Raw genomic sequence first — 25,009 nt, 5'->3', positions numbered from 1 at the left:
CGCCAGCACCACCATGGCCAGCGACATGAGGATGCACTGGTTCAGCCCCACCAACAGGGTCGGCGCGGCGGTGGGCAGTTCGATCTTGAACAAAATGTCCTTGGGCGACGCCCCGGACGCCTGCCCCAGTTCCAGCAGATCCTTGGGCAGTTGCTTGAAGGCCAGCGTGGTCAGGCGCAGCATCGGCGGAATGCCGTAGACGATGGTGGCGATGATCGCGGGCACCCGACCGAGGCTGAACAGGATCACGGCCGGGATCAGGTACACCCATGGCGGCACGGTCTGCATGATGTTGAGGATCGGCTGAAACGCGTCATCCACGCGCTTGACCCGCGCCGCCAGCACGCCGAGCGGAAATGCGATGGCCACCGAAATCAGCACCGCCACCGAGACCAGCGCGATGGTCTGCATCGACGCCACCCACAGCCCGGAGAACAGACAGAACGCCAACATCAGCGCGGCGAACACCGCCACGCGTTTAGTGGCGAAAACGAACGCCGCGACGAACACGATGCCGATCAGCACGTAAGGATGGGGCGCCAACAGCACGCGCTCCACCAGCCCCAATACCGCTTCCACGATCTGGCTGATGAACACGAACAGCCCATGAAGATTGGCGTTCAGCCAGTCGATGGCCGGGGCGAGGAATTCGCCGGGGGAAAAACGCAGGTCCGCAGTCATTGGGCTTCTCCCGTGCGCGACCGGGCTGCGCTCTGGGCCAGGCGGTCGAGGATCATGGTCAGGATGACGATGGCAATCGCCGCGTTGATCGACTTGGCGATGTCCAGCGTGCGCACCGCGCCGTAGATCGATTCACCCAGCCCGCCGGAACCGACGATCCCGGCGATCACCACCATGCCGAAGGCCATCATCAGGCTCTGATTCACCCCGGCCATGATGCTCGGCATCGCGAACGGCAGGCGGATCTTGAAGAACATTTGCCAGCCGGTCACACCGCTGGCGTCGCCCAGTTCGATGAAGTGATTGGGGGTCATGCGAATCCCCAGCGAGGTCAGGCGCAAGGCCGGTGGCAGCGCGACGATGAAGGTCGCCAGCAACGCCGTGGCCGGGCCGTAGCCTAACAGCGCAATCGCGGGCAGCAGGTAGATGTAGGGCGGCATGGTCTGCACCAGGTCCAGGCAGGGATCGACGACCCGGTCGAACGCCGGAGTCAGCCCTGCCAGCACGCCCAGCGGTATGGCCACGACCAACGCGAGAAAGGTCGCCGTCAGCACCAACGCCAGCGTGCTCACCGTTTCCGGCCACAGCCCGATGAACGCGCAAAACGCCAAGGCCAGGCCCGACAGGATCGCAAACCGCACGCCAATCAAGCGCCAGCCGAGCAACGCAAAAATGATCGCCACGACGTAGAACGGCGGCCAGGCGATGCACCACAGCACGGCCTTGTACAAACCGGTCAAAGCGCTGTTGGCAGCATCAAACAGAAACTCGCCGTGGTCGGCCAGCCACCCCAGTGCGGAGTCGATGGCCTCGTCGAATTGACTGGAAAAATCAGGCGTGTTCATGCCGAGGCCTCCAGCGCCGCGACGTTCGCCGAGGCCGCGAATTCGTTGGGAATGCCCTGCACGCCCCGCAGCAGGTCGCGGGAGGTGATGATGCCGACGACACTGCCGTTTTCCACGACGGCCAGCGCGTCGCGCTCGGACTTCGTGGTCAGGCCGATCAGTTCGTCGATGTCGGCGCTGGGCGAGGTTTTGGTCAAGCGCTGAATGTCGCAACCGGGGTTGGCGGCCTTGTAGGCATCGACCGGGGTCATCACCGAATGGGCTTTCACCAGATGCAAGCGCGAGATGCCCGCCACGAACTCCGCCACGTAATCGTCGGCCGGGTTGAGCACGATGTCCTCGGCGGTGCCGACCTGAATGATCGCGCCGTCCTTCATGATCGCGATGCGGTCACCGATGCGGATCGCTTCGTCGAGGTCGTGGGTGATGAACACCGCCGACTTGCCCAGCTCTTTGGTCAGTTGGCGGAATTCGTCTTGCAGCTGTCGGCGAATCAACGGGTCGAGGGCGCTGAACGGCTCGTCCATCAGGATGATTTCCGGGTCCGCCGTAATGGCACGGGCCAGACCGACACGCTGTTGCATGCCGCCGGACAGCTCGCTCGGGTAGCGGGAGGACCACTCGCTGAGGCCGACTTTCGCCAGCGCACGCTCCGCCACCTGATAGCGCTCGGCCTTGCCGATACCCTGCACTTCCAGGCCGAACGCGGTGTTTTCCAGCACCGTGCGGTTGGGCAGCAGCGCCACGCTCTGGAAGACCATGCCGATGTGGCGGGCACGGACTTCACGCAATTGGGCCGGGCTCAGGGCGGACAGGTCTTTGCCTTTGACGATGACCTTGCCTGAGCTCGGGGTGATCAGCTTATTGAGCAACCTGATCAGGGTGGACTTGCCACTGCCGGACAATCCCATGATGCAAAAGATTTCTCCACGGCGAACCTGGAGACTGACGTCCGAGACCCCGACCACGCAGCTGAAATCTTGCAGAATCCGGCTCTTGGTCAGGCCTTGCTGCACGACAGCGTTCATCGCGGCAGGTGCGCTTTTCCCGAAGATTTTCCAGACGTTCTGGCAATCCACCAGCACTTCGTTCGTATCGATTTTAGCCGTAGTCATGTCGTAACCCGTCGAGTCAGTGGTGCTGACTTCTCTCATTGATCAAAAGGCGGCAGTGGCAAAAAAGGTGCAGCAATCGCTCAGCTTTTCACTCAGTTCTTGACGTTTTCCCAACGCTTGAGCAGGTCGGCGTGGCTGTCGGTCCAGTCCTTGACGGCCTGGTCCATGGTCTTGCCGTCCTTGACCTGGGTGTTGATCCCGGTGATGTCGGCAATCGGCACGTAGACGCTGGCCATCAGCTCGCGAGCGTGGGGGTAATCAGCCGCGAAGCCTTTGTGACCGATCCAGTAGTAACCCTGTGGCGGCGGGAAGATGCCTTTCGGGTCTTTGAGGAATTTCACGTCGTATTTCTGCACCATCCACGACGGCTCCCAGATGGTCACCGCGATCGGCTCCTTGCGGTCCACGGCGGACTTGAGCGCAGCGGTCATCGCGGCGGTACTGCCTTCCACCAGCTGCAGCTTGAGGTCATAGCCCTTGACCACGTTGGTGGCGTCTTTCATCAGGCCCGACCCCGGCTCGATGCCGATGATCTTGCCGCCAAACTTGTCGGCGTTGGCGTTCAGTTGTTCGATGGAGTCGATGTCCACGTACTTCGGAACGGCCAGGCCTTGATAGAGGCCGTGGGACACTGGCGAGAGTTTTTCCAGACGGTTCTTGTTCTTGTTCCAGTAGTCGGACGCGGCGTAGTCGGTCTGCGAAGCCAGCACCTGCACGTCGCCCTTGGTCAGCGCGGCGTAGGCGATGCCCCACTCGGAGAACTCCACCACCTTGACGGTGTAGCCGGAGTCTTCGAGGACTTTCTTGGTGATGCCGGTGATGGGCGTCAGATCCTCCCAGTTCATGGTCCCGACGGTGATGGTCTTTTCCTCTGCCTGAACCGGCAGCGTCATCACGCCCACGACAGCCACCGCGCAAACGGCCTTCCAGATGTTCTTCATGGCATTCCCCGATCTACGTTGATGAAACTTGAGTGTTGGTGTTTTTCGAACCCGATACCGCGTTTACCCCTCACGCCCCGCTCTTAACTCTTGCCAGCGAATCACCGAACTCACCCCCAGTTGCGTCAGCAGACGCGGCGGCAATTTGCTCGGCTCCGGTGCCTGACTGAAGCGCCGCAGGAAGTCGGAACCCATGCCCGTTGCCAGCTCGGCGGCCATGACGCCCGCCAGGGTGCTTTTCACCGTGCCCAGGCCGTTTTCGCAGCAGGCGGCGTAGAGGTTTTCTTCCACCTCTCCGAACGCCGGGACGCTGTTGCGGCTCAGGCACAGACGCCCCGCCCAACTGAATTCGATGGGCGTGTCTTTCAATTCCGGAAAGCGCGCGTCGAGGGATTGCCGCTGCTCCATGGCCACTTGCGCGACCCGTTTCGGGGTCACGGTGATGGTCGGGTCGTAAGTGAATTTGGTGCGGATGACGATCCGCGACAGGCCGTCTTCCGAGATCTTGCGCACCGTCGCCCCCATCGGGTCGGCGGGGAGCAACGCCCAGCGATCGTGACCGGAGGCCCTGCGCGAGAACTGATCGTCGCTGTAGGCCGCGGTCATCGACGCGTAGGTGAAGACGTGCAGCAGCCGTCCCTGAAAATGCCCGAAGTCTTCGATGTGGCCGTTGACCGCGAGAATCACCTTGGGTGCCGATACCCGGCCCTTGTGGGATTTCGCCACCCAGCCGGCGCCGGATTTCGACAGCTCGACGATGGGCGAGCGTTCGTACAACGTGACGCTCTGCGCCAGACCGCCCGCCAGGTCGCGGATGTACTGCGCCGGTTGAATCATCACCGCGCCAGGGGTGTACAGCCCGCCGTGGTAATAACGCGAGCCGGTGATCTCGCGCATCTGCGCGGCGTCGAACAGCTCGTGTTTCTCGCCGATGCCCGCCAGCGATTTCGCGTACTTGAGGTTCAGCTTCAGGCCGCGTTCGGTGGCCGCCGCGTTGATCTTCCCGGACGGGTCGAAGGTGTGCGGCGACATGCCGTATTCGAAAGCGGCCTGTGCAGCGAAATCGATGGCGAAGCGGTTCTGCTCGATTTCCAGCGCCGTGGCCGATTCGCCGCCCACCGAATATTCACCGGTGGACAGGCTGTGGGGCACGTCGATCATGAAACCGGAGTTGCGCCCCGCCGGGCCCTTGGCGATTTCATGGGCATCGACCACCACGATGCGGTCCTGAGGACGCAGTTGGGACAGCCGACGGGCCGCCGAAAGACCGGCGAATCCCGCACCGATGATCAGCCAGTCCGCCGACACGTTCCTATCAAGCATTCGCACCGGGGTCGAACGCGTGGAGATCGCCTCCCAGCCTGAAACACCGGTGTCCACCGGCAGCCGCTTGATGGTGTGCTGGCTCATTTTACGGTCTCGTCTACCGAGCGATCGGACACGTCGATCCAGATGGTCTTGATCTCGGTGTACTGGTCGTGGGCAAACACCGACTTGTCGCGACCGCCAAAACCGGACTCCTTGTAACCGCCGAACGGAGTGGACGCGTCGCCCTCGCCGAAGCAGTTGACGGTGACGATGCCGGCGCGAATTTCCCGCGACAGTTTGATCGCCTTGCGCAGGCTGCCGGTGTACACCGAGGCGGCCAGGCCGTACGCCGTGTCGTTGGCCAGCGCGATGGCCTCGGAGATCGAATTGAAAGTGGTGACCGACAGCACCGGGCCGAAAATTTCTTCCTGGAACAGGCGGCTGTCGCGGTCCACGCCGTCAATAACGGTAGGCTGAACGTACGCGCCGTCCTGAGTGTCGCCGCCGTACACCGCTTCCAGATGGCCGCTGCTGGCGTAATCGAGGTACGACTTCACTTTCTCGAAATGGTCGCTGCTGACCAGCGCGCCAACGCGGTTTTGCGGGTCCAGCGGGTCGCCCATTTTCCATTCGCGCAGGTACGCGCCCATGCGCTTGAGCAATTCGTCCTTGACCGACGCGTGCACCAGCAGACGCGAGGTGGCGGAGCAGTTTTCGCCCATGTTCCAGAACGCGCCGTTGACCACGTGCTCGGCGACCAGGTCCAGGTCTTCAGCGTCGTCCATCACCACGGCCGGGTTTTTGCCGCCGCACTCCAGCACCACGCGCTTGAGGTTCGAATCCGCTGCGTAATGCAGGAAGCGACGCCCGGTGGCGGTGGACCCGGTAAAGCTCACCATGTCCACGTGTTTGTGCAGGCCGATCGGTTCGCCGACGTCCTTGCCGGTGCCGGTGACGATGTTCAGCACGCCCGCCGGTACGCCTGCTTCGAAGGCCAATTCAGCCACGCGCAATGTCGTGAGTGAGGTTTGCTCGGCCGGTTTGACGATCACCGAGCAACCGGAGGCCAGCGCCGGGCCGATTTTCCACGCCAGCATCAGCAGCGGGAAATTCCACGGCAGCACGCAGCCGACGACACCGATGGGCTCGCGCACCACCAGGGTCAGCGCGTCATTGCCCACCGGGGCGGTGTGGTCGTAGAGCTTGTCGATGACTTCGGCGTGCCAGCGCAGGGTGTGAATCGTGTCCGGCACATCGACCAACTGGCACTCGCGCACTGGCTTGCCGCTGTCGAGGCTTTCCAGCACCGCCAGCTCGTGGCGATTGTTTTCCAGCAATTTGGCGAATTTCAGCAGCACCGCCTTGCGCTCGCCCGGTGGCAGCAGCCGCCAGCGGCCATCGTCGAAGGCCTCTTTGGCCTTGCTTACGGCGTAGTCCACGTCGTCGGTGTTGCACGCCGCGATGTCGGTGAGGTGTTCGCCATTGGCCGGATTGATGGTGGCAAAGGTGTTGCCGGACAGCGCGGGTTTGAAGGCACCGTTGATGAACGCGTTGTTCGGAAACGACATCGACTGAGCGATGGCGGCATATTCGGCCGCGGTTAGAAGATCACGCATTGCTGGCTCCCGAGGTGATGTGTGCGACGGTGCGTTTCACGTTGGTGATAACGGTCTGAAGGCTGCGTTTGTCATCAGAGTTGAGGGGGCGCAATGGCGCACGCACATCCCCGACGTTCAAGCCGTTCAATTCACAGCCGAACTTGATGCATTGCACGAACTTGCCGCCGTCGAGGGCGTTCATCAGCGGCATCATCGCGGACATGATCTGCCGACCTTTATCGAAGTTCTTTTCCAGCACGCAGGCTTCATACAGCGCGACGTGTTCTCTTGGCAGGAAGTTAGAACCGGCGCACACCCAACTTCTGGCGCCCCAGGCGAAGAATTCCAATGCCTGATCGTCCCAACCGCAGGACAGCGCAATATGTGGGAATTCACGGGCCAATAAGTGCACGCGGCCCATGTCGCCGGAACTTTCTTTAATGGCTTTAACGTTCTTTGACTTGCCGACGCGCGCGAGGTAATCCTCGTTCATTTGCACGGACATACGGCCCGGATAGTTGTACAACATGATCGGCAAGTTGGCGGCGCGGTCGATGGTCAACGCGTGGATGGCGTTTTCCTGATCGGTGGGCAGCGCGTACGGCGGGGTCGTGACCAGGATCGCGTCAGCCTTGATCCGCTTGGCGTCTTCGGCGTACATCACTGCATCTTCGGTGCGGATGGCGCCGGTGCCGACGATCAATTGCACGCGGGAACCGATGACTTCCTTGGCGTGGGCCGCCAACTTCAGACGCTCTTCGGCGGTCTGGGCGTAATACTCGCCGGTGGAGCCACCAATGATGATGCCGTGAACTTTCGCTTCGATCAGCGATTCCAGAACTTCTGAAAAGACGCCCCAGTCGATTTCACCATCAAGCGTGTGGGGCGTCACCGCCGGTGTATATATGCCTTCGAATTTCAAGACGTCTTCTCCGAATAAGTAGGGCGCGAGCGTTCAATGAGCAGCACAAAACAATCCCCGGATAAACAAGAGGAAGATTCCGTGGTGAAACATGTTCAGTTGTGTACGGACGCAGGGGTGCCGTGCGCTCAAGTCGGAACGTGAGCGGAGTGTTCGGCCAAGGGGGCCTCAACTGTTATCAGCAGCGCGAGCGAACCGTTATTCCACGCCCGTCCTTTTCACTGGGGCGATGGGGTGACCTGGGTCTTTAGAATTCATGTCGTCGAGACAGCGCCGGAAAAGCAGAAAGGCGTTGTTCGACAGTGGGCAGAGGTAACTCAATCATCTGGAGCATGGACCGTATCTATCCCAATTGGCAGTGACGACGGTTTCTTGTTTTAAGTCCGTCCGGGGCAGCCCCGGCGGTCTTTTTGCACGTCTCGAATCCCGGTTTTCGTCCCGGTGATGGCTGGCGGCTTGGGTGAAGATTACGTGGCGTTTGAGGCTAGGAACAAGAAACTTTTACGCTCATCAATCCATAAGCTGATGTTATCGATTGGGGGTTTTTGAGGGGGAATTCTGGGTAAATGAAGGGCAAAAGATTCGGTTAGAGCATCTCAGGTTTTTTTGCCATGCATTATTTCCAAGTAGCCCCCCGCACGGCTTCTGCGGTATTGCGTTTGACGCGAGAACATCATGCGTCGCTCCCACAGCTGAAAAGTGTCCAGGTCAAGACCTGTGCACGGCATCGAAGCGAGTTGTTCCTGAACTAAAACTGCCCCAACACCCAATCCCGCAACCGGCAGCACGCTTCGTCTTTCTCGCGGTCTTCGCGGAACGTCAGGTAATGCTGGCTCTCCGTCAACACCACTTCCTCCTTCACGGGCCGCACCAGCCTCCCCTGTTCCACCAGCGCCGCCACAAGATGGTTCCACCCCAAGGCCACACCCTGATGAGTGAGCACCATGCTGATGATCAGGTTGTAGTCGTTGGCGTTCAGCAGGTGGGGGCTGTCGTGGGGTCGGTCATCGATATCGACGTCGTGAAAGGCAAACCACACGCCCCAATCCACATGCTCTGCCACTTGGGAGCGGCCATACGGGCTCAGGTTCAGCAACCCGCTGTCGCGCAGTCCCGTCAGCGACGCCAGTTCAGGGTGCGCCGCCTGGTACTCCGGCGTGCACACCGGGTAGATCACGTCGTGAAACAACGGATAGCTGCGGTAGCCGTCTTGGATCTTGGCCATTTTCGTGATGAAGATATCTGGCCGCACCCCCGGTTCCATCGACAGGAAGTTCTGCGTCGTGATCAGGTTCAAGTCGATGTCCGGGTTCTCGCTGAAGAACGTCGGCAGTCTGGCCGACAGCCACAACGCCGAAAAAGCCGGCGAGCAACACAGGGTCAACACGCGCTTCCCGGCGTTGTGGCTGCGGATGCGTTCGGCGGCCTGGGAGATGTTGACGAAGGACATCTGCGCCGCGTCGAAAAAGATCGCCCCCGCTTCGGTCAGCGCCACGGCGCGCCCTACCCGCTTGAACAGCTCGACGCCAAGGTACGTTTCCAGCTCGCGAATCTGTCGGCTGATGGCCGCTTGCGTGACACACAACGCCTCGGCAGCGCGGGTGAAACTCTGGTATTTGGCCGCCGCCACGAACGACTTCACTGCTTTCAGCGAAGGCATTTTCAGCAGCGTCATATCCGGATCGATGTGTTTGACCATAACGTGAGGGCGTGGATTCCGATTCGATGCAGGATGAGGGGAGCAGGCCTGCGCAGACCGCCTGCACCCGTGGGGCAGGCGGGAGATTAGCCGAAAGCGCGGGCAACGCCTACGCCGACTCGCCCCGAACGGCGGCCTCGATGGTGGCGATGTCGATTTTGGTCATGTTCATCATTGCCGCGAACGCCCGTTTGGCTGCGGCCTTGTCGGTGCTGGTGTACGCGTGGGTGAGCACGCGCGGGGTGATCTGCCACGACAGGCCCCATTTGTCCTTGCACCAGCCACAGACGCTGGCCTCGCCGCCGTTGCCGATGATCGCGTCCCACAGGCGGTCGGTTTCCGCCTGATCGTCCGTGGCGACCTGAAAAGAAAACGCCTCGCTGTGTACGAATTCGGCACCGCCATTGAGCCCGATGCAGGGGATGCCCATGACCGTGAATTCCACGGTCAAGACGTCTCCTTCCTTGCCGGACGGGTAATCGCTCGGGGCGTGATGGACGGCCTTCACTTCGCTGTCGACGAACGTCTTGGCGTAGAACGCTGCGGCCTCCAGCGCGTCGCCGTTGTACCAGAGGCAGAGGGTGTTTTTGCTGACCATGTCGGTTCTCCAGAAACGAAGAATTGAAAGGTCAGTCTAGTCCCGTCCGTCACAACGGCGAACGCGAGAGAGGGTCAGTCGGACGAGCGCTGACCCGTCTGCTTTCAATCGCGGAATTGCGTGAGTTGCTTGTCCAGGGATCCGGCCTGGTCGCGCAGTTCGACCGATTGATCGAGCAACACGCGGATCGCCTGATCGTTCTGTTCGGAAATGCGGCTCACGCCCTGAATCGCCACCGACAGTTGCTCGCCCGTGGCCGCCTGGCTTTGGGTCTGGCGGGCCACTTCGCTGATGCGAGTGAGGATGTCGCGGGCGTGCTGACGGATCTGCACGACGCCTTCAGAAGAAGTGGTCAATTGCGAAACACCGGTGCGCACGGCTTCACCGACCTGCTGAACGTTGGCCACGGTGTTGCGCACGTCCGAGCCGATGGCGCCGATCATCTCGCCGATTTCACCGGTCGAGCGGCTGGTGCGTTCGGCCAGCTGCCGGACTTCATCGGCGACCACTGCAAATCCTCGGCCCTGCTCCCCTGCCCGCGCCGCTTCGATGGCAGCGTTGAGGGCCAGCAGGTTGGTCTGGTCGGCGATGCTGCGGATGACCGCGATGATGCCGGCGATTTGTTGGGAGCGTTTTTCCAGATCGCCGACGGCCCCGGCCACCACGTCCATGGTCTGGTCGATGTGGGTGATGCCCGCCAGGGTCTGGCTCATGTCGTCGGAGATGTGCGTCGTCAGCGCTTCAGTGTTGCGCGCCAGTTGCTCGACGTCCTCGGCCTGTTGGGCCATCTCGGTCACCGAGTGCGCCAGGGCCGTGACACCGCTGGCCATTTCTTCCGTGGCCGTGTGTTGCGCGGTCGCCCGCTCGGCCACGGCTTGGGTGGTGTCGCCCAGTTGCGTGGAAATCTGCATCAACGCGCCGCTGCTGTGGCGAATGGTGCCGACCAGCCCGCCGAGGCGCTGAATGAACTGATTGAAGGCGCCCGCCAGCTTGCCGGTCTCGTCGCCGCTGCGTTGTTCGAAACGCAGGCCCAGCTCGCCGCTCCATCCCTGGATACCGACCGTGAGCCCCGACAGCGGACGAATCTGCCAACCGAGCAGGTTCCACAGCACCAGCGCCAGCACCAACAACCCCGCCAGGCCCACCAGCACGGCGACATAGAGGAAGTGGTTGATGCCCGCCATGGCCTCGGCCTGCGGGTAGGCAATCATCAGTGACCAATGGTTCGGTGCTTCACCAATCTGCACCGGCCGCAGCGCGTAGGTCCAGCCATTGCTTTCGAAGTTGTAGGGCTGACCGGCCTTGATCGCCTCTCTCGCCGCGACAGGCAGGTCGTCCGCGAGCTGCGCCAAACGTTTGCTATCCGGGTGACTGGCGTACAGACCGTCGCTCGACACCAACGCGCCGTAGCCCTTGAACACATTGATGGTCGACAGCTGTTTATTGATGCCTTCAAGGGGAATATCGACTCCCGCGACCCCCAGCGTTTTGCCGCCCTGCACCAGCGGCACCATGATCGAGGTCAGCATCAATTGCTGGCCGCTGGCGGTTTTGTAGGCGTATGGCTCGGAGGCCCAGGCTTTGGCGGTGTGCAGCGGACGGTAGTAATACTGGTTGTCGGCGTTTTCCGGCACATAGCCCACCAGCGGCTCGGATTTGACCACCCCGCTCGCCCGGTTCCAATACGTCAGGTAACGGCCGGTTGCATCGTGATTGGGTTGATTGACGAATTCGCTGTCTTTGCCATCGAATGCGTTCGGCTCCCAATACTGACCCAATCCCAATAATTGGGAATTGGATTCCAGAAGTGCGCGCGAAGTGGCATCAGCGGTTTTACGATCGACATGTTCGTGTTGCATGGCAATGGCAACACTGGCAAGCGAGTCTGCAATTGAATAGCCCACGCCAAGTTCTACTTCGACCGCCCTCGCGTTTTCTTTGACGAGGGTATCGACCAGCGTTGTATTTTCTTTGACCGCCGACCCGTAAGCCACGTAGGCAACGGACGCCAGCAACAGCAGCAGGACCGCCACAGCGCCGATCAGCGCGGTCCAGAACAGTTTGAAGTGTAAAGAGCGGTTAGACATGAAGGTTCTCGGATGGCATAAAAAGTCAGTCGGCAAGACTGTCCGAATATGCACACGCGGCAGCCCTGCCAGGTCTATTATTAGTTTGATATCTATGTGCCAGCATATACTCGCTTCCTTCAACTCCGCAACCATATAAAACGCCGCGGTATAAAAGATGACCGGTGAGTCTCTAGGCGAGGTCGTTAGTGGAAAGTTGTACGACGTAATAGAACTAAGACCGGCTCGTTATTAACGAACCGGTTAGTTTTTGTTTGGGCTGAATAACTGATTTATATAACCGAACAATCATTCCGCCTCGTCGGCGACTTCCACTCGGTTTCGGCCTTGGCGCTTGGCGTGATACAGCGCGGTATCCGCCAGGCCGTAGGCCAGGTCGAAGCTGGTGCCGACGGGATTGGCACTGACGCCGAAACTCGCGGTGATGACCCGATTCACCGGGTCGCCGAAAACGTGTTCCGCGACGGCCTGGCGCATCGCTTCGGCCAGCGCGAGGCCCTCCTCCAGTTGGCCACCGGGAATCAGCACGGTGAATTCCTCGCCGCCGACCCGGCCAATGGCGCCTTTCTCGCCGACGATCTTGCGCAGGCACTCGACGATGCCCTGAATCACGGCATCGCCCGCCGGGTGACCGAATTCATCGTTGACGTGTTTGAAATGGTCGATGTCGAGCACGATCATTACCGCCCCCGTGCGCATCAGCGCCTGGGCGGTCATGTCGATGATCGCGCCGCGATTCAGCACCCCGGTGAGCGCGTCGTGGGTGGCCCGGTATTCAAGCTGGCGCGCCAGGGTCTGCAACTGCGCGTTGAGCGCGTTCATCTCGCGCTCCGCCCGGTCGCTGCGGCCAATCAGGCGACGGGTTTCGCGCATCAGCCGCTCGTAGTGAGTCGCCAGACCCGACAACGATGTGCGGTAGACTTCGGCGTCGGCATGCGGCAATGCCAGCACCGAACGAACCTGTTCAAGGGCCTCGGCCTCGCTCTTGAACAAGTCAGGCGCCGGCTGGCCGGAAGGGTCTCGCGAAGCGACGGAGGCTGCCATGTCCACGAGCCTCTTCACGTCGTGATCGGACGGTCGTTGAAGACAATCGACGTGAAGTCGGCTTTCAGTTCTTCACCGAATTCGAAAATCGTCTCGTCTTCTTCGTCGTAGTACCAATTCACTTCGATGCCGTTGCCGTCTTCGGCGCATTGGTCCAAGGCGTCGAAAATGCTGAACAGCATCTTGGTACTGGAACTGTTGAAATACGCCAGCGCGATGTTGGCGGTGATCGTTGCGCCTTCCTTGCCAGCCAGGTAGGTGCGCAGTTGCTCCACAATGGGCGAGTAAAAGGCGGCTGCGTTTTCCGGGTATGACTCGCCCTTCATCGACAGAAGGTTCTGGTCGAAACGAAAGTCGATTTCCGGGGAAGTGGCCGTTGCTTCGATGTAGACGTTGTCCATGGCTAAGCGTCGCTCAATTCAAATAGTGGCTTTAAGGCAAAACAGCGTCGTGTCCGGGTCATCGGCGCGCGGATGAAACCCGAACTCCAGCGGCGCGCTGGCGTCCCGGGCCATGGTCAGGAAGCCCAGACCGGCGCCCTTGCTGTCTTCCGGCGTCTCGGCACGCAGGGTGACTTTGTAGGCCTGTTTGATTTCCTCGATCGTCATGTTGCGCAGCGGCTCCAGCTTTTCGCGCAGACGTTCGGTGTCGGCGGTGGCGATCGGGTTGGCGCAGAGCATCTGATGACGCTCGCCATCGGTGCTGATGCACACCGCGCCCTGACGCAGGCCGGACTCGTCGGGGGCCGAACCGCTCAAAGCGTCGGACGAGTAATGGATGATGTTCTGGGACAGCTCGACGAACGAGGAAAACAGCTTGCGTCGCGTCGGCCCGCTAACCCCGGAGATCTCCAGTTGCAGCTTCACCACCTCAGCCATCGCCGAGATGATGTGATGTGAGAAATAACCCATGTGATAGAAAATCACGTTTCGCTGTTGGGCCAGGTCGAAAAACGTGCAGTCCTGCTGGGCGGTTTCTGAGTTGAACATCGTCATTCCTGAATGCGGGCACAGAATAGGGTCAAATCGTCGCGCCGAGCCTGATCCGCCTGCCACAGCGCCAGCGCCCCTTGCAACGCTTCACAGATAGCAGCGGACGATTCGCGGCGGTATTGCAGCAGAGCGTCGAAGGCTTTGCGTTTGCCGAAGGCGATGCGTTTCGGGCCGCCGATCTGATCGATCAGGCCGTCGGTGGCGATGAACATGAGGCTGCCGGGCTGCATCGGAACCGTGCTGACCGACCATTGGTAATCGAAATCGCTGCCCACGTAGCCGACGCCCATGCGTTGCCCGGCGATGGTCTGCACCTGATCGGCATCCGGGTGCAGCACGTGCAAGGCCATGCGTGCGCCCGCGAAACTCAGGGAGCGGCTGGCGTTGTCGAACCAGAAAAAGGACGCATCGAGGCCGTCATCGGACTCCGGGGTGTCGTCCTGGCCATCGACCTGCCCCAGCAGTTCCTTGACGCTGCGGTTGACCGCCGCCAGCAACTGCGCAGGGTCGCGAGGTCCGAAACGCTCCAGCGACTGGGTCAGCGAGGAGGACGCGATGAGCGTCATAAATGCGCCAGGCACGCCATGGCCGGTGCAGTCGGCAATCGCGCCAAACCAACCCTCGGGGTAGGCGCTGAAATGGTAGAAATCGCCACCGACCACGTCTCGCGGTTCCCATAACAGCGCGGCGTCGCCCAACGTGGACGCCAGCGCATCGCGAGAGGCGCGCAGCATGGCCCGCTGAATCACGCTGGCGTATTCGATGCTTTGCATCATCTGGCGATTTTTTTCAGCTTGCATGGCGGCGACCACGGCCATCAGTTCCAGACCGTTGCCCAACCCGGCAAAGCGCCCATTACGGGTGACGATGAAACCGTCCGCCAAGGCCTTTTCGCCGAACTCGACCGTCTTGAACGTCAGGTCTTCGATGCTCATCTGCGCATCGACGATCAGCGGTTCTTTGTCCATGAAGGCGATGCAGCTTTTCTTGTCGTAGAGTTCGCGATGAAACGGCTTGCTCATCTGCGACAGGAAAATGTTGCGGTTGATCAGTCCAATGGGGCGCTCGCCTTCCAGCACGGCCAGGCAGGCCCGCTCACGATGAGCACTGAAGATCTCCATGACCCGGTCGTTGGTGCTGTTGGACTCGATACCCGGCACCTCATTGCACAGATCACCGGCACAGCGGTGGTCCCTGGGCAACTTCGGCCGGGTGAAAGTGAAGTGTTCTGCCTGCATGCTCGTGGCCACTGCGCCGGACGGAAGCGGGCACCTTAGCAAGGTGATGTTAAGATGATGTTACAACAAACCTCTCCTGCCTCCGTTGCCCGAGTTGGTGTTAAATACAGCACCCGGATTACACATTCAGCGCGCCAAGCCTTGTCTGGACGCGCGCCATGAAACGGAAAGCACGATGAAAAGCCCATTCAAGACCTCATTCATTCCTCACTCGGCGGTGGCAGCATGATCGAAGTCACCGAAGTCTCCATCGCTGAATTGCGCGCTGCACTGGCCTCCGGTCAGACCACCTCGGTCGAGTTGGTCAACGCGTATCTGGCGCGCATTGACGCCTACGACGGCGCGCAGACCGACACCGCGCTCAATGCCGTGGTCGTGCGCAATCCCGACGCCCTTAAAGAAGCCGAAGCCGCCGACCAGCGTCGCGCCGAAGGAAAAACCCTTGGTCCGCTGGACGGCATCCCGTACACGGCCAAGGACAGTTATCTGGTCAAGGGCCTGACCGCCGCGTCGGGCAGCCCGGCCTTTGAGAATCTGGTCGCCCATCGCGATGCCTTTACCATCGAACGCCTGCGTGCAGCCGGGGCGATCTGCCTGGGTAAGACCAACATGCCGCCGATGGCCAATGGCGGCATGCAGCGCGGCGTCTACGGCCGAGCGGAAAGCCCGTACAACGCTGACTTTCTGACCGCTCCGTTTGCGTCCGGCTCCTCCAACGGCGCCGGGACCGCAACGGCGGCCAGCTTCGCGGCGTTCGGGCTGGCGGAAGAAACCTGGTCCAGCGGCCGTGGCCCGGCGTCCAACAACGGCCTGTGCGCCTACACCCCGTCGCGCGGCGTGATTTCAGTGCGCGGCAACTGGCCGCTGACCCCTACCATGGACGTGGTCGTGCCGTTCGCCCGCACCATGGCCGACCTGCTGGAAGTGCTGGACGTGGTGGTCGTGGAAGACCCGGACACCCGTGGTGACCTGTGGCGATTGCAGCCGTGGGTGCCGATTCCGCCCGTCGCGTCGGTGCGTCCGGCCTCCTACGCCGAATTGGCGGTGAAGGCCGATGCGCTGGCGGGCAAGCGTCTGGGCATCCCGCGCATGTACATCAATGCCGACCTCGACGCGGGCACCAGCGAGGCGCCGGGCGTTGGTGGCCCAACCGGGCAACGCATTCACACCCGCCCTTCGGTGATCGGGCTGTGGCAGCAGGCCCGCAAGGCCTTGGAAGCCGCGGGCGCGGAAGTGATCGAGGTTGATTTCCCGCTGGTCTCCAACTGCGAGGGCGACCGCCCCGGCGCGCCGACCGTGTTCAATCGCGGCATCGTTTCCAAGGCATTCCTGCACCACGAATTGTGGGACCTGACGGCCTGGGCCTTCGATGACTTTCTGCGCGCCAACGGCGACCCGAAGCTCAATAAGCTGGCGGACGTGGACGGCCCGAAGATCTTCCCTCACGACCCCGGCACCCTGCCAAACCGCGAGGGCGATCTGGCGGCGGGCATGGACGAATACGTACGCATGGCGGAACGCGGCATCACGCCGTGGAATGAAATCGAGACGTTGCCGGACGGCCTGCGTGGGCTGGAAAAAACCCGCAAGCTGGACCTGGAAGACTGGATGGACGCGCAGGGGCTGGATGCGGTGCTGTTCCCGACCGTCGCCGACGTCGCGCCCGCCAACTCGGACGTTGACCCGGCGTCGGCCGACATCGCCTGGAGCAACGGCGTGTGGGTCGCCAACGGCAACCTCGCCATCCGCCACCTCGGCGTGCCCACCGTCACCGTGCCCATGGGCGTCATGCCCGACATCGGCATGCCCGTCGGCCTGACCTTCGCCGGCCGCGCCTACGACGATTCGGCGTTGCTGCGACTGGCCTCGGCGTTCGAGGCCACAGGCAGCAAGCGCCAAGTGCCACCGCGCACGCCGCCGTTGGAGCGAAACGCAGGTTGATGCCGCTCCCCCTGTAGCGGTCCGGCTTTCCGGCGGTAGCGATTCCAAGGCCGCTACCGCCGGCAAGCCGTGCTGCTACGGCGGCGCTCCACAGCTTTTGCCATCGCTTTTAAACTGAACGAGGACCTGAACATGCTTCTCCATCTGTCGACGTGGCGCGAGATCGAACACTTTCTGACGCGCAGCCGCACGATCATTGTTCCCATTGGCTCCAACGAACAACACGGCCCCACCGGCCTGCTCGGCACTGACTGGATGTGCCCGCAGATCATCGCCGAAGAAGCCCAAAAAGACGCCGACATCCTGATCGCGCCGACCTTCAACATTGGCATGGCCCAGCACCACCTGGGTTTTCCCGGCACGATTTCCCTACGCCCATCGACCTTCATCGCCGCCATCGGCGACTGGACTCGCTCGCTGGCGGGCCACGGCTTCGAAAAAATCCTTTTCCTCAATGGCCACGGCGGCAACATCGCATCGATTGAAGCGGCGTTCTCCGAGCTGTACGCCGAAGCCAGCTTTGCCAGACGCCCCGCAGGTTTTGCGCTGAAGTTGTGCAACTGGTGGGATCTGGAAGGCGTCGGCAAACTGGCCCACGCGCAATTTCCGGTGGGCCATGGCTCCCACGCCACGCCATCGGAAATCGCCGTGACGCAATGGGCCTATCCCGACGCAATCAAGTCGGCCGACTACTCCCCGCAAATCGCGCCGACCGGTCCGATCCGTGAGGCCGGGGATTTCCGCGCACGCTTTCCCGACGGCCGCATGGGCTCGGACCCTGCGCTGGCGACCGCGGAAAAAGGCGGAGAATTGGTGAGGCTGGCGGCCAAGGGCCTGGTGAAGGAAGTGGAAGCGTTCAGCCGGGAATTGCTGCCCGGCTGATTCATCAGCGTGTGCGCTGACGGTCGACTTGCCTCGGCCGTCAGGGGTTCAACCGCTTGAGAGCCTCGCGCAACTCGGCATCATTGCCCCCCAGCGCGTTGGTGGCGATGGCTGCGTTGCGCAGCAGGATCGACGCCGCGTGTTCGATGTGTTCTTTAAGCAGACGGTCGGACGGGCCGGACAAGGTCAACGCCCCTTTCAATTCATACCCCATGGCGAACACCGGCACTGACACGGCCGTGGTCTCAGGGTCGCGCTCGCCGTAGGAACACGCCCAAAAACGCTCGCGAACCTCGGTCAGCGCCGGATCGACATTGCGCGTGAACGCCCGAAGTACCTTGCCGGACGCACCCGCCTGCAGCGGAAAGCGCGCGCCTTCCAGCACCGACACGCGCACCGCCCGCTTGGGTTCTACCCTGAACAGCACCACGCGGCTGCCGTTTTCCAGCACATAAAAGGAAGAGGTCTCACCGCTTTCTTCGGTGATCGATTCCAGCAACGGATGGATCACATCGCGCAGCCGGAACGAGGTCTGGTACAGCTGCGACAAACGTAGCGGCTCAGGTCCCACGGAATAGCGACCATCGCTGAGACGACGGACGAACCCGGCTTTTTCCAGCGAAGCGATCAGGCGCAGGATTGTGCTTTTGTACAACCCTGTGCGCCGTGCGATCTCGGCCAGGGTCAGGCAGTCCTGTTCAATGTTGAAGGCCGACAGAATGGCAAAGGCCCGGTCGACGGCCGCCACCCCGCTTTCTGCTTGGGCCTGCTCAGGGAGATTCTTTTCGGATTCGGTATTCATAGACACTCATTGTCGATTCGTCGCTCGCGGGCGGCAGGTGATTCGCAAACCACCCCGCCGACCCGCAAGACAATATCAGAGCAGCCGGATACCTTTCGAAAAAAGTGCAGCCCGCCTCACGCCTCGCGCAAAAACAATCGCAGCGAAACCACCATGGCCGCGGCGATGAACATGATGCAGCCCATCACCATCAGACCCGCTGTGAACGAACCGGTGTAATCCTTCAAGAAGCCCATCAGGTACGGCCCGACAAAACCGCCAAAGGCACCGATGGAATTGATCAGCGCAATCCCCCCCGCCGCTGCCTGCCCGCGCAGGAAATTGCCCGGCAACGTGTAGAAAATGGTTTTGCCGGCGATGGTGCCGATCAACGCCAGGGTGATGCCCGCCAGTGCCGGAATCAGCGCGTCCATCTGCAGCGCCAGGATCAACGCAAAGCCTGCCAGCAACATCGCCAGCGTCAGGTTGAAAATGCCCTTGCCGGTACGGTCCACGTGTTTGGCCCAGATCAAAAGCGCCACGGTGGAAAAGAAGTACGGGATCGCCGCCACCCAGCCGATCATGCTGACCTCCACACCATGGGCCTTGAGCATCTGCGGCAACCAGATGCCGATGCCGTAGGAACCGAGGGTGAAGCTGAAGGTGATCGAACTGAGAATCCACACGCGCGGATCTTTCAGCGCCGCCTTGAAGCCGTGGCTGTGCTGGCCCTTGCCCTGCTCTTCGGCCAACATCCCGGTCAGCACCTCGCGCTCATCGGCGGTCAGCCATTTGGCCTCGGCCGGGTGATTGGTCAGCACCTTGAGGGTGATCAACCCGAGGATGCACGCCGGAACCCCTTCGATGAGGAACATCCACTGCCAGCCCGCGAGCCCCAGCAAACCGTGCATTTGCAGCAGCCAGATCGACAGCGGCCCGCCGACCAGGAACGAGATCGGTGTGGCCACGGTAAACCAGGCCAGCACCCGCGTGCGGTATTGCGCCGGGAACCAGAGGGTCAGAAAGAAGATCACGCCAGGGAAGAAACCCGCTTCGGCGATGCCGAGGATCAGGCGCACGATATAAAAGCTGTACGGCCCTACAATCATCGCGGTCGCGGCGGCAGCAAGGCCCCAGGTGATCATGATCCGCGCCATCCACAAGCGGGCGCCGAAACGGTACATCGCCAGGTTGCTCGGCACTTCGCACAAGCAGTAACCGAAAAACATGATGCCCGCGCCCAAGCCAAACTGCGTGGCGGTCAAGCCCAGTTGCTCGGTCATCTGCAACGCCGCGTAGCCAACGCTGGTGCGGTCCAGGTAATTGAAGAAATACGCCAGCGCAAGCAACGGGATCAAGCGCCAAGCGGCTTTATGCAGGACGCGGGTCTGTTCGGCATCCAGGGGGCGCACACTGGCGACGTCGCTGCTGTGCGGGGGGGTCGTGACGATGGCCATGACGGGGTTCCTCACCAATTATTTTTATAAGGCTGACGGCGGGATGTCCGTCAGCGACAGGCATCAGGGAATCCGTTCCAGCGGGGTGTCAGCGAACGATGCCACGTCCGCGCAGCGCGTCGATGTCACCCGAGGCGTAGCCCATTTCTTCCAGCAACTCGGCGGAGTGACTGCCCAGCGACGGCACATTGAGGCGGGTGTCGAAGCGACGGCCATTCATCTCGAAAGGCAGCATCGGCACCTTGACCGCCTCGCCATCTTCCAGCGTCAGATGGGCCAGGCCACCCGACTCGTTGAGGTGCCGGTCGTCGAACAGGTCCTGCGGACGCTGGATCGGTGAAAACGGCAGCCCGGTTTGTTCGCACAGGTCCATGACCTCCTGTTTACTCATCTGCGCCAGCCGTTCACGGACCGGCGGCAAGATCCTTTCTCGGGCTTGAACGCGCTGGGTGTTTTTCGCCAGCGAAGGATCACGGCCCAGTTCGGCAAAACCAAAACGCTCGCAAAAATTGACCCACTGGCTGTCGCTGACCACGCCCATGAACACTTGCTCATCGCCCAAGGTATTGAACACGTCGTAGATGGCCCAAGCGGATAAGCGACTCGGCATCGGTGCCGCCGGCTTGCCGGTGGTCGCCATCTGCATCATGTGCTGCCCCACCAGAAACGCCGAGTTCTCGAACAGGCCGGTCTGCACGAACTGCCCTTCCCCGGTGTGCTTGCGCTGCCACAGCGCCGCCAGAATCGAGATGGCGCTGAACATGCCGCCCATGACGTCATTCACCGACGCCCCTGCGCGCAACGGACGGCCTTCCGGGCCTGTCATATAGGCCAGGCCCGTCATCATCTGCACCACCTCGTCCAGCGCGGTGCGATGTTCATACGGCCCCGGCAGAAAACCTTTCATCGAGCTGTAAATGATGTCCGGCTTGATCGACTTGACCTGCTCGTAGCCCAGGCCGAGTTTATCCATGGCGCCAGGGCGGAAGTTTTCGGTGACCACGTCAGCGCTTTCGATCAGCTTGCGCACGGCGGTCATGCCCTCCTCAGTCTTGATGTCGACCGCGAAGCTTTTCTTGTTGCGGTTGTAAGTCATCCAGTAGCCCGCGCCGGAACCAGTCAGACGACGGGTATTGTCGCCTTCCGGAACGGGCTCGACCTTGATCACCTCGGCGCCAAGATCCGCCAGAACCAACCCGCAGGTCGGGCCCATGACCATGTGCACGAACTCGACCACGCGCACGCCGGCCAGCGGCAGCGCCTGAAGCTTCTGATTGAGCAGGCTCATCGCGCGCCTCCGGCGTAGTGGAAATTCTTGCCGACGCCTGCGTCCGGAATGAAGCCATACAGCGGCTCTCCCGGCAGGCCCTGTTTAAGCCAGGTACGAGCGGCCACCAGCTTGTCGATGTCCACGCCGGTGCGCAGGCCCATGGATTCGAGCAGGTAGACCAGATCCTCGGTCACGATATTGCCCGACGCCCCCGGCGCATAGGGGCAACCGCCGATGCCGCCTTGAGAGGCATCGATGGTGGTCACGCCGACGTCCAGCGCCGCGACCACATTGGCCAGGCCCTGGCCGCGGGTGTTGTGGAAATGCGCGCTGCCGGCCTTGCTGCCGATCTCATTGCGCAGACGCGTGAACACGCGACGCACCTGCGCCGGATTGGCGTACCCCACGGTGTCGGCGAGTCCCACCTCATCGACGCCCAGCTCAACCATGGTCAGGGCCATGCGCAGCACATCGTCTTCCGGCACCTCGCCCTGAATCGTGCAACCGAACACCGTCGACAACCCGGCCTCGACCTCGACATGAGGGAAGCGCTCGTTGCGCAGGGCCATGACCGCGCGCACTTCGTCGTACACCTGTGGGTGGGTCTTGCGGATGTTGGCCAGGGAATGGGGTTCACTGACGGAAATAGGCAGGGTGATCTTCTGCACGCCCGCGTTGAACGCCGCTTCGGCGCCCTTGAGGTTCGGCACCAGTGCGGTGACGAACACATCAGATCGCTGACGCATGTGCGCCACCAGCTCCGCGGCATCGGCCATTTGCGGCAGCAGTTTCGGAGAAACGAACGAACCGACCTCGATCTCTTTCAAGCCCGCGTCGGCCAGCACCGTCAGCCATTGAAGCTTGAGCGCCGTGGGCATGGTCGCGCTGACGCTTTGCAGGCCGTCGCGGGGGCCGACCTCGCTGATCAGGATGTCTACGTTGTTGTTCGGGTTCATCGCCGGGTCTCCGGGTATTGGAATGCGGTTGTTCTATCTGATAGAACGGTGTTCTGAAATAATCATGAGCCGATAAAATCTCACTGTCAATGCTACTCACCCCGAGTCATACGCCAGCGCTTATAAGATTGATCGGGAGTGTCAGGCGGGATCACGTAATGCCATCCTGACCAATCCGGCGGGTTGACAGCCGAAAAAATAAAGTTGAACCTTGTTCTGTCAGAAAACATGACGTTCTGTCTGATAGAACAATAACAACATGGCGAAAAGGCCTCGTCACCGGCAAGATCGGTGCTTTCCCGTTCGCCCCCGTAGGAGCTGATCCTGTGAGCCTGTACGCCCCGCCTCGCGATTTGCCGACCCGCGTGTTCACCACGCTGCCCGAAGCTTTCTGCAAAGACGGCGACTCCGACTGGGTACGCGCCAACAAGCCCGGGCAGAAGGTCAAAAGCTTTCTTGAAGGGCCGTCCTTCGACCGGGACGGCAATCTTTACGTCACCGACATCCCCTACGGCCGCATCCTGCGCATCGACTCTCAGGGCCACTGGACCTTGATCGCCGAATACGATGGCTGGCCCAACGGTTTGAAAATCCACCGCGACGGGCGGGTTTTCATCGCCGATTACAAGCATGGGATCCTGACCCTCGATCCGCACACCGGAACGGTGACCCCCTTCCTCACCCACAGCCGCAGTGAAGGCTTCAAGGGCGTCAACGACCTGTTCTTCGATGCCAGCGGCAAGCTGTACTTCACCGATCAAGGCCAGACCGGACAGCAAGACCCGACCGGTCGCGTCTATGCCTATGACTTGGACAAGCAAACCCTCATGCGCTTGATCGACAACGGTCCGAGCCCCAACGGCCTGGTCATGGACCTGGCGCAGAACGCGCTGTTCGTGGCGATGACACGGGGCAATGCGGTCTGGCGCCTGCCAATCCAACGCGATGGCGGCACCAGCAAAGTAGGGATTTTCACAGCCATGGCCGGGGGCGTCAGTGGCGCCGACGGCATGGCACTGGACAGCGAAGGCAACCTCTATGTGTGCGATGCCGGAAATGGCTGCGTCTGGGTGTTCGACCCTCACGCCGTGCCGCTGTACCGCATCCGCTCGTGCACCGAAGGCCGCACCCTGACCAACCTGGCGTTCGGTGGCGAGGGCAATCGGCAATTGTTCATCACCGATTCCTCCACCGGCTCCATCCTGGTCGCCGACTTGCCCCATAGCGGCCAGCCGATGTTCTCGCACCGCTAGGCCCTTAATCCGCTGAACCCTGTGCGCCAGGCGCACGGGTTTCGTTCGACCTGAAGAAAGCGAGCCCCGTTGCGCTCGCTCCCGACAAAACCAATAAAAGGGACGCCCATGTTGATCTTTCTGAGCTACGCCATGATCGCCTGCTTCATGTACCTGATCATGAGCAAGCGCCTCTCGCCGCTGGTGGCGCTGCTGCTGGTGCCGATTGCCTTCGGTTGCCTCGGCGGCTTCGCCACGCAACTAGGCGGCATGATGTACGACGGCGTGAAGATGCTCGCCCCCACCGGGATCATGCTCACGTTCGCGATCCTGTACTTCTGCATGATGACTGATGCCGGGCTGTTCAACCCGCTGATCAAGGTGCTGCTGCGGCTGGTCAAGGGTGATCCGCGCAAGATCGTCGTCGGCACCGCCGTGCTGGGATTGTGCGTCGGGCTCGATGGCGACGGCGCCACCACCTACATCATCGCTACGGCGGCTTTTTTGCCACTCTATCGTCTGACCGGCATTCGTCTGCAGGTCATGGCAACCGTGTTGCTGCTGGCCATCGGGGTGATGAACATTCTGCCTTGGGCTGGGCCGTTCTCGCGGGCGGCCAGTGCCATGCACGCCGACATCACCGAGCTGTTTCTGCAGATGGTGCCGATCATGATCGCCGGTGGCGTGTGGGTGATTTTCGCGGCGTGGTGGCTGGGCCGGATGGAATATCGCCGCCTGGGTATCGTCAGTGTCAGCGAAGACAAAGTGCTGGAAGGCTACGCGCACATTCGCCTGAGCGACCCGAAATTTCTGTTCAACGTGGTGCTGACCGTCGCCCTGATCAGCTCGATGATGCTCAGCCTGATGCCGCTGCCGATCCTGTTCATGGTCGCGTTCGGGCTTGGCTGCCTGGTCAATTACCCGACGCTGAAACAACAGAAAGAGGTCATCGGCCGTCACGCCGACAATGTGCTGGCCGTGACCCTGCTGATTTTCGCGGCGGGGATCTTCGTCGGCATCATGGGCGGCACCGGGATGATCAAAGCCATTTCTGACAACCTGATCGCCATCCTGCCGGAGCAGGCCGGACACGGTATGTCGGTGATCACGGCGCTGCTGAGCATGCCGTTCACTTACGTGCTGACCAACGATGCATTCTACTTTGGCGTGCTGCCCATCCTCGCCGAAACCGCCGCCCACTACGGCATTGGCTCCCACGAAATGGCCATCGCCTCGCTGATCGGCCAGCCGGTTCACTTGCTCAGCCCATTGGTGGCCTCAACCTACCTGCTGTGCGGCCTGCTGGACATCGACTACGGCGACAACCAGCGGGTCTCGCTGAAATGGACCTTCGGCACCGTGCTGGTGATGCTGATCGCGGCCATCGCCATCGGCGCAATCACGGTCATCAACTGACGTGCA

Annotated in this window: 21 protein-coding genes and 1 pseudogene; 4 read left to right on the top strand and 18 right to left on the bottom strand. The window is 61.5% G+C overall.

Annotated elements, in window-relative coordinates:
- The 14 genes and pseudogenes from GVN17_RS22260 to GVN17_RS22195 form a co-directional block, all read right to left on the bottom strand.
- Window positions 1-681, bottom strand: a 681-nt coding sequence (locus tag GVN17_RS22260) for a proline/glycine betaine ABC transporter permease (RefSeq protein WP_166597412.1), incomplete at its 3' end; no start/stop codon positions are given.
- Entirely contained in the window at window positions 678-1,526 is an 849-nt protein-coding gene (locus GVN17_RS22255) for a proline/glycine betaine ABC transporter permease (RefSeq protein WP_166597411.1), read from the bottom strand. The genes GVN17_RS22255 and GVN17_RS22260, both read right to left, overlap by 4 nt.
- Entirely contained in the window at window positions 1,523-2,641 is a 1,119-nt protein-coding gene (locus GVN17_RS22250; RefSeq protein WP_166597410.1) for a glycine betaine/L-proline ABC transporter ATP-binding protein, read from the bottom strand. Before GVN17_RS22250 ends, GVN17_RS22255 begins: the two co-directional genes overlap by 4 nt.
- 92 nt (window positions 2,642-2,733) lie before the next feature.
- Entirely contained in the window at window positions 2,734-3,582 is an 849-nt protein-coding gene (locus tag GVN17_RS22245) for a glycine betaine ABC transporter substrate-binding protein (RefSeq protein ID WP_166597409.1), read from the bottom strand.
- A gap of 63 nt (window positions 3,583-3,645) precedes the next feature.
- Entirely contained in the window at window positions 3,646-4,992 is a 1,347-nt protein-coding gene (locus GVN17_RS22240) for an FAD-binding oxidoreductase (protein WP_166597408.1), read from the bottom strand.
- A complete protein-coding gene (locus GVN17_RS22235) occupies window positions 4,989-6,506 on the bottom strand; it encodes an aldehyde dehydrogenase (protein WP_166597407.1) in 1,518 nt (505 codons plus the stop codon). Before GVN17_RS22235 ends, GVN17_RS22240 begins: the two co-directional genes overlap by 4 nt.
- Window positions 6,499-7,410 carry a dihydrodipicolinate synthase family protein gene (locus GVN17_RS22230; protein WP_166597406.1) on the bottom strand — a complete coding sequence of 304 codons (912 nt, stop codon included), beginning with the start codon at window positions 7,408-7,410 and terminating at the stop codon, window positions 6,499-6,501. The genes GVN17_RS22235 and GVN17_RS22230 overlap by 8 nt, the downstream gene beginning before the upstream one ends.
- 748 nt (window positions 7,411-8,158) lie before the next feature.
- Window positions 8,159-9,109: a LysR family transcriptional regulator gene (locus tag GVN17_RS22225; protein ID WP_166597405.1), complete on the bottom strand. Its 951-nt coding sequence runs from the start codon at window positions 9,107-9,109 to the stop codon at window positions 8,159-8,161.
- 109 nt (window positions 9,110-9,218) lie between these two features.
- Window positions 9,219-9,707 (bottom strand): VOC family protein, encoded by a 489-nt coding sequence (locus GVN17_RS22220; RefSeq protein WP_166597404.1) that lies wholly within the window; start codon window positions 9,705-9,707, stop codon window positions 9,219-9,221.
- 104 nt (window positions 9,708-9,811) lie between these two features.
- Window positions 9,812-10,348: pseudogene (locus GVN17_RS30045) on the bottom strand (methyl-accepting chemotaxis protein); the annotation flags it as partial.
- Between the two features lie 1,734 nt (window positions 10,349-12,082).
- Window positions 12,083-12,838 carry a GGDEF domain-containing protein gene (locus GVN17_RS22210; RefSeq protein ID WP_166597402.1) on the bottom strand — a complete coding sequence of 252 codons (756 nt, stop codon included), beginning with the start codon at window positions 12,836-12,838 and terminating at the stop codon, window positions 12,083-12,085.
- Between the two features lie 14 nt (window positions 12,839-12,852).
- Window positions 12,853-13,239, bottom strand: coding sequence for a DUF1987 domain-containing protein (locus GVN17_RS22205; protein ID WP_166597401.1), 387 nt, complete (start codon window positions 13,237-13,239; stop codon window positions 12,853-12,855).
- A gap of 18 nt (window positions 13,240-13,257) precedes the next feature.
- Complete coding sequence (locus GVN17_RS22200; RefSeq protein ID WP_166597400.1) at window positions 13,258-13,827, bottom strand: SiaB family protein kinase; 570 nt, start codon at window positions 13,825-13,827, stop codon at window positions 13,258-13,260.
- A 2-nt stretch (window positions 13,828-13,829) separates the two neighbouring features.
- Window positions 13,830-15,068 carry a SpoIIE family protein phosphatase gene (locus tag GVN17_RS22195; protein ID WP_166597399.1) on the bottom strand — a complete coding sequence of 413 codons (1,239 nt, stop codon included), beginning with the start codon at window positions 15,066-15,068 and terminating at the stop codon, window positions 13,830-13,832.
- A gap of 225 nt (window positions 15,069-15,293) precedes the next feature.
- Between GVN17_RS22195 and GVN17_RS22190 the strand changes: the two genes are divergently transcribed.
- Together GVN17_RS22190 and GVN17_RS22185 are read left to right on the top strand one after the other, a co-directional pair.
- The gene (locus GVN17_RS22190) at window positions 15,294-17,009 is read left to right on the top strand and encodes an amidase (RefSeq protein ID WP_166597398.1); all 1,716 of its coding nucleotides are present in this window, start codon (window positions 15,294-15,296) and stop codon (window positions 17,007-17,009) included.
- Between the two features lie 132 nt (window positions 17,010-17,141).
- Window positions 17,142-17,891: a creatininase family protein gene (locus GVN17_RS22185; RefSeq protein WP_166597397.1), complete on the top strand. Its 750-nt coding sequence runs from the start codon at window positions 17,142-17,144 to the stop codon at window positions 17,889-17,891.
- 40 nt (window positions 17,892-17,931) lie between these two features.
- Here the strand turns inward: GVN17_RS22185 and GVN17_RS22180 are convergent, their stop codons facing one another.
- The 4 genes from GVN17_RS22180 to GVN17_RS22165 all read right to left on the bottom strand — a co-directional run bounded on the left by GVN17_RS22180 (window position 17,932) and on the right by GVN17_RS22165 (window position 22,355).
- The gene (locus tag GVN17_RS22180) at window positions 17,932-18,693 is read right to left on the bottom strand and encodes an IclR family transcriptional regulator (RefSeq protein ID WP_166597396.1); all 762 of its coding nucleotides are present in this window, start codon (window positions 18,691-18,693) and stop codon (window positions 17,932-17,934) included.
- A 116-nt stretch (window positions 18,694-18,809) separates the two neighbouring features.
- Complete coding sequence (locus tag GVN17_RS22175) at window positions 18,810-20,129, bottom strand: MFS transporter (RefSeq protein WP_256665337.1); 1,320 nt, start codon at window positions 20,127-20,129, stop codon at window positions 18,810-18,812.
- An 88-nt stretch (window positions 20,130-20,217) separates the two neighbouring features.
- A complete protein-coding gene (locus tag GVN17_RS22170; protein ID WP_166597395.1) occupies window positions 20,218-21,417 on the bottom strand; it encodes a CaiB/BaiF CoA-transferase family protein in 1,200 nt (399 codons plus the stop codon).
- The gene (locus tag GVN17_RS22165; protein WP_166597394.1) at window positions 21,414-22,355 is read right to left on the bottom strand and encodes a hydroxymethylglutaryl-CoA lyase; all 942 of its coding nucleotides are present in this window, start codon (window positions 22,353-22,355) and stop codon (window positions 21,414-21,416) included. The genes GVN17_RS22170 and GVN17_RS22165 overlap by 4 nt, the downstream gene beginning before the upstream one ends.
- A 326-nt stretch (window positions 22,356-22,681) precedes the next feature.
- On the opposite strand from GVN17_RS22165, the gene GVN17_RS22160 reads away from it, so the two are divergent.
- Together GVN17_RS22160 and GVN17_RS22155 are read left to right on the top strand one after the other, a co-directional pair.
- Window positions 22,682-23,608 (top strand): SMP-30/gluconolactonase/LRE family protein, encoded by a 927-nt coding sequence (locus GVN17_RS22160; protein ID WP_166597393.1) that lies wholly within the window; start codon window positions 22,682-22,684, stop codon window positions 23,606-23,608.
- Window positions 23,609-23,716: 108 nt separating this feature from the next.
- Window positions 23,717-25,003 carry a CitMHS family transporter gene (locus GVN17_RS22155; protein ID WP_166597392.1) on the top strand — a complete coding sequence of 429 codons (1,287 nt, stop codon included), beginning with the start codon at window positions 23,717-23,719 and terminating at the stop codon, window positions 25,001-25,003.
- Window positions 25,004-25,009 lie beyond the last annotated feature (6 nt).

It is taken from the genome of Pseudomonas sp. SLFW (genome assembly GCF_009905615.1).
Classification (GTDB): Bacteria; Pseudomonadota; Gammaproteobacteria; order Pseudomonadales; family Pseudomonadaceae; genus Aquipseudomonas; species Aquipseudomonas bambusae.
The sequence above is the reverse complement of the archived record's forward strand: the minus strand, read 5'-3'. Positions and strand labels throughout refer to the sequence as shown.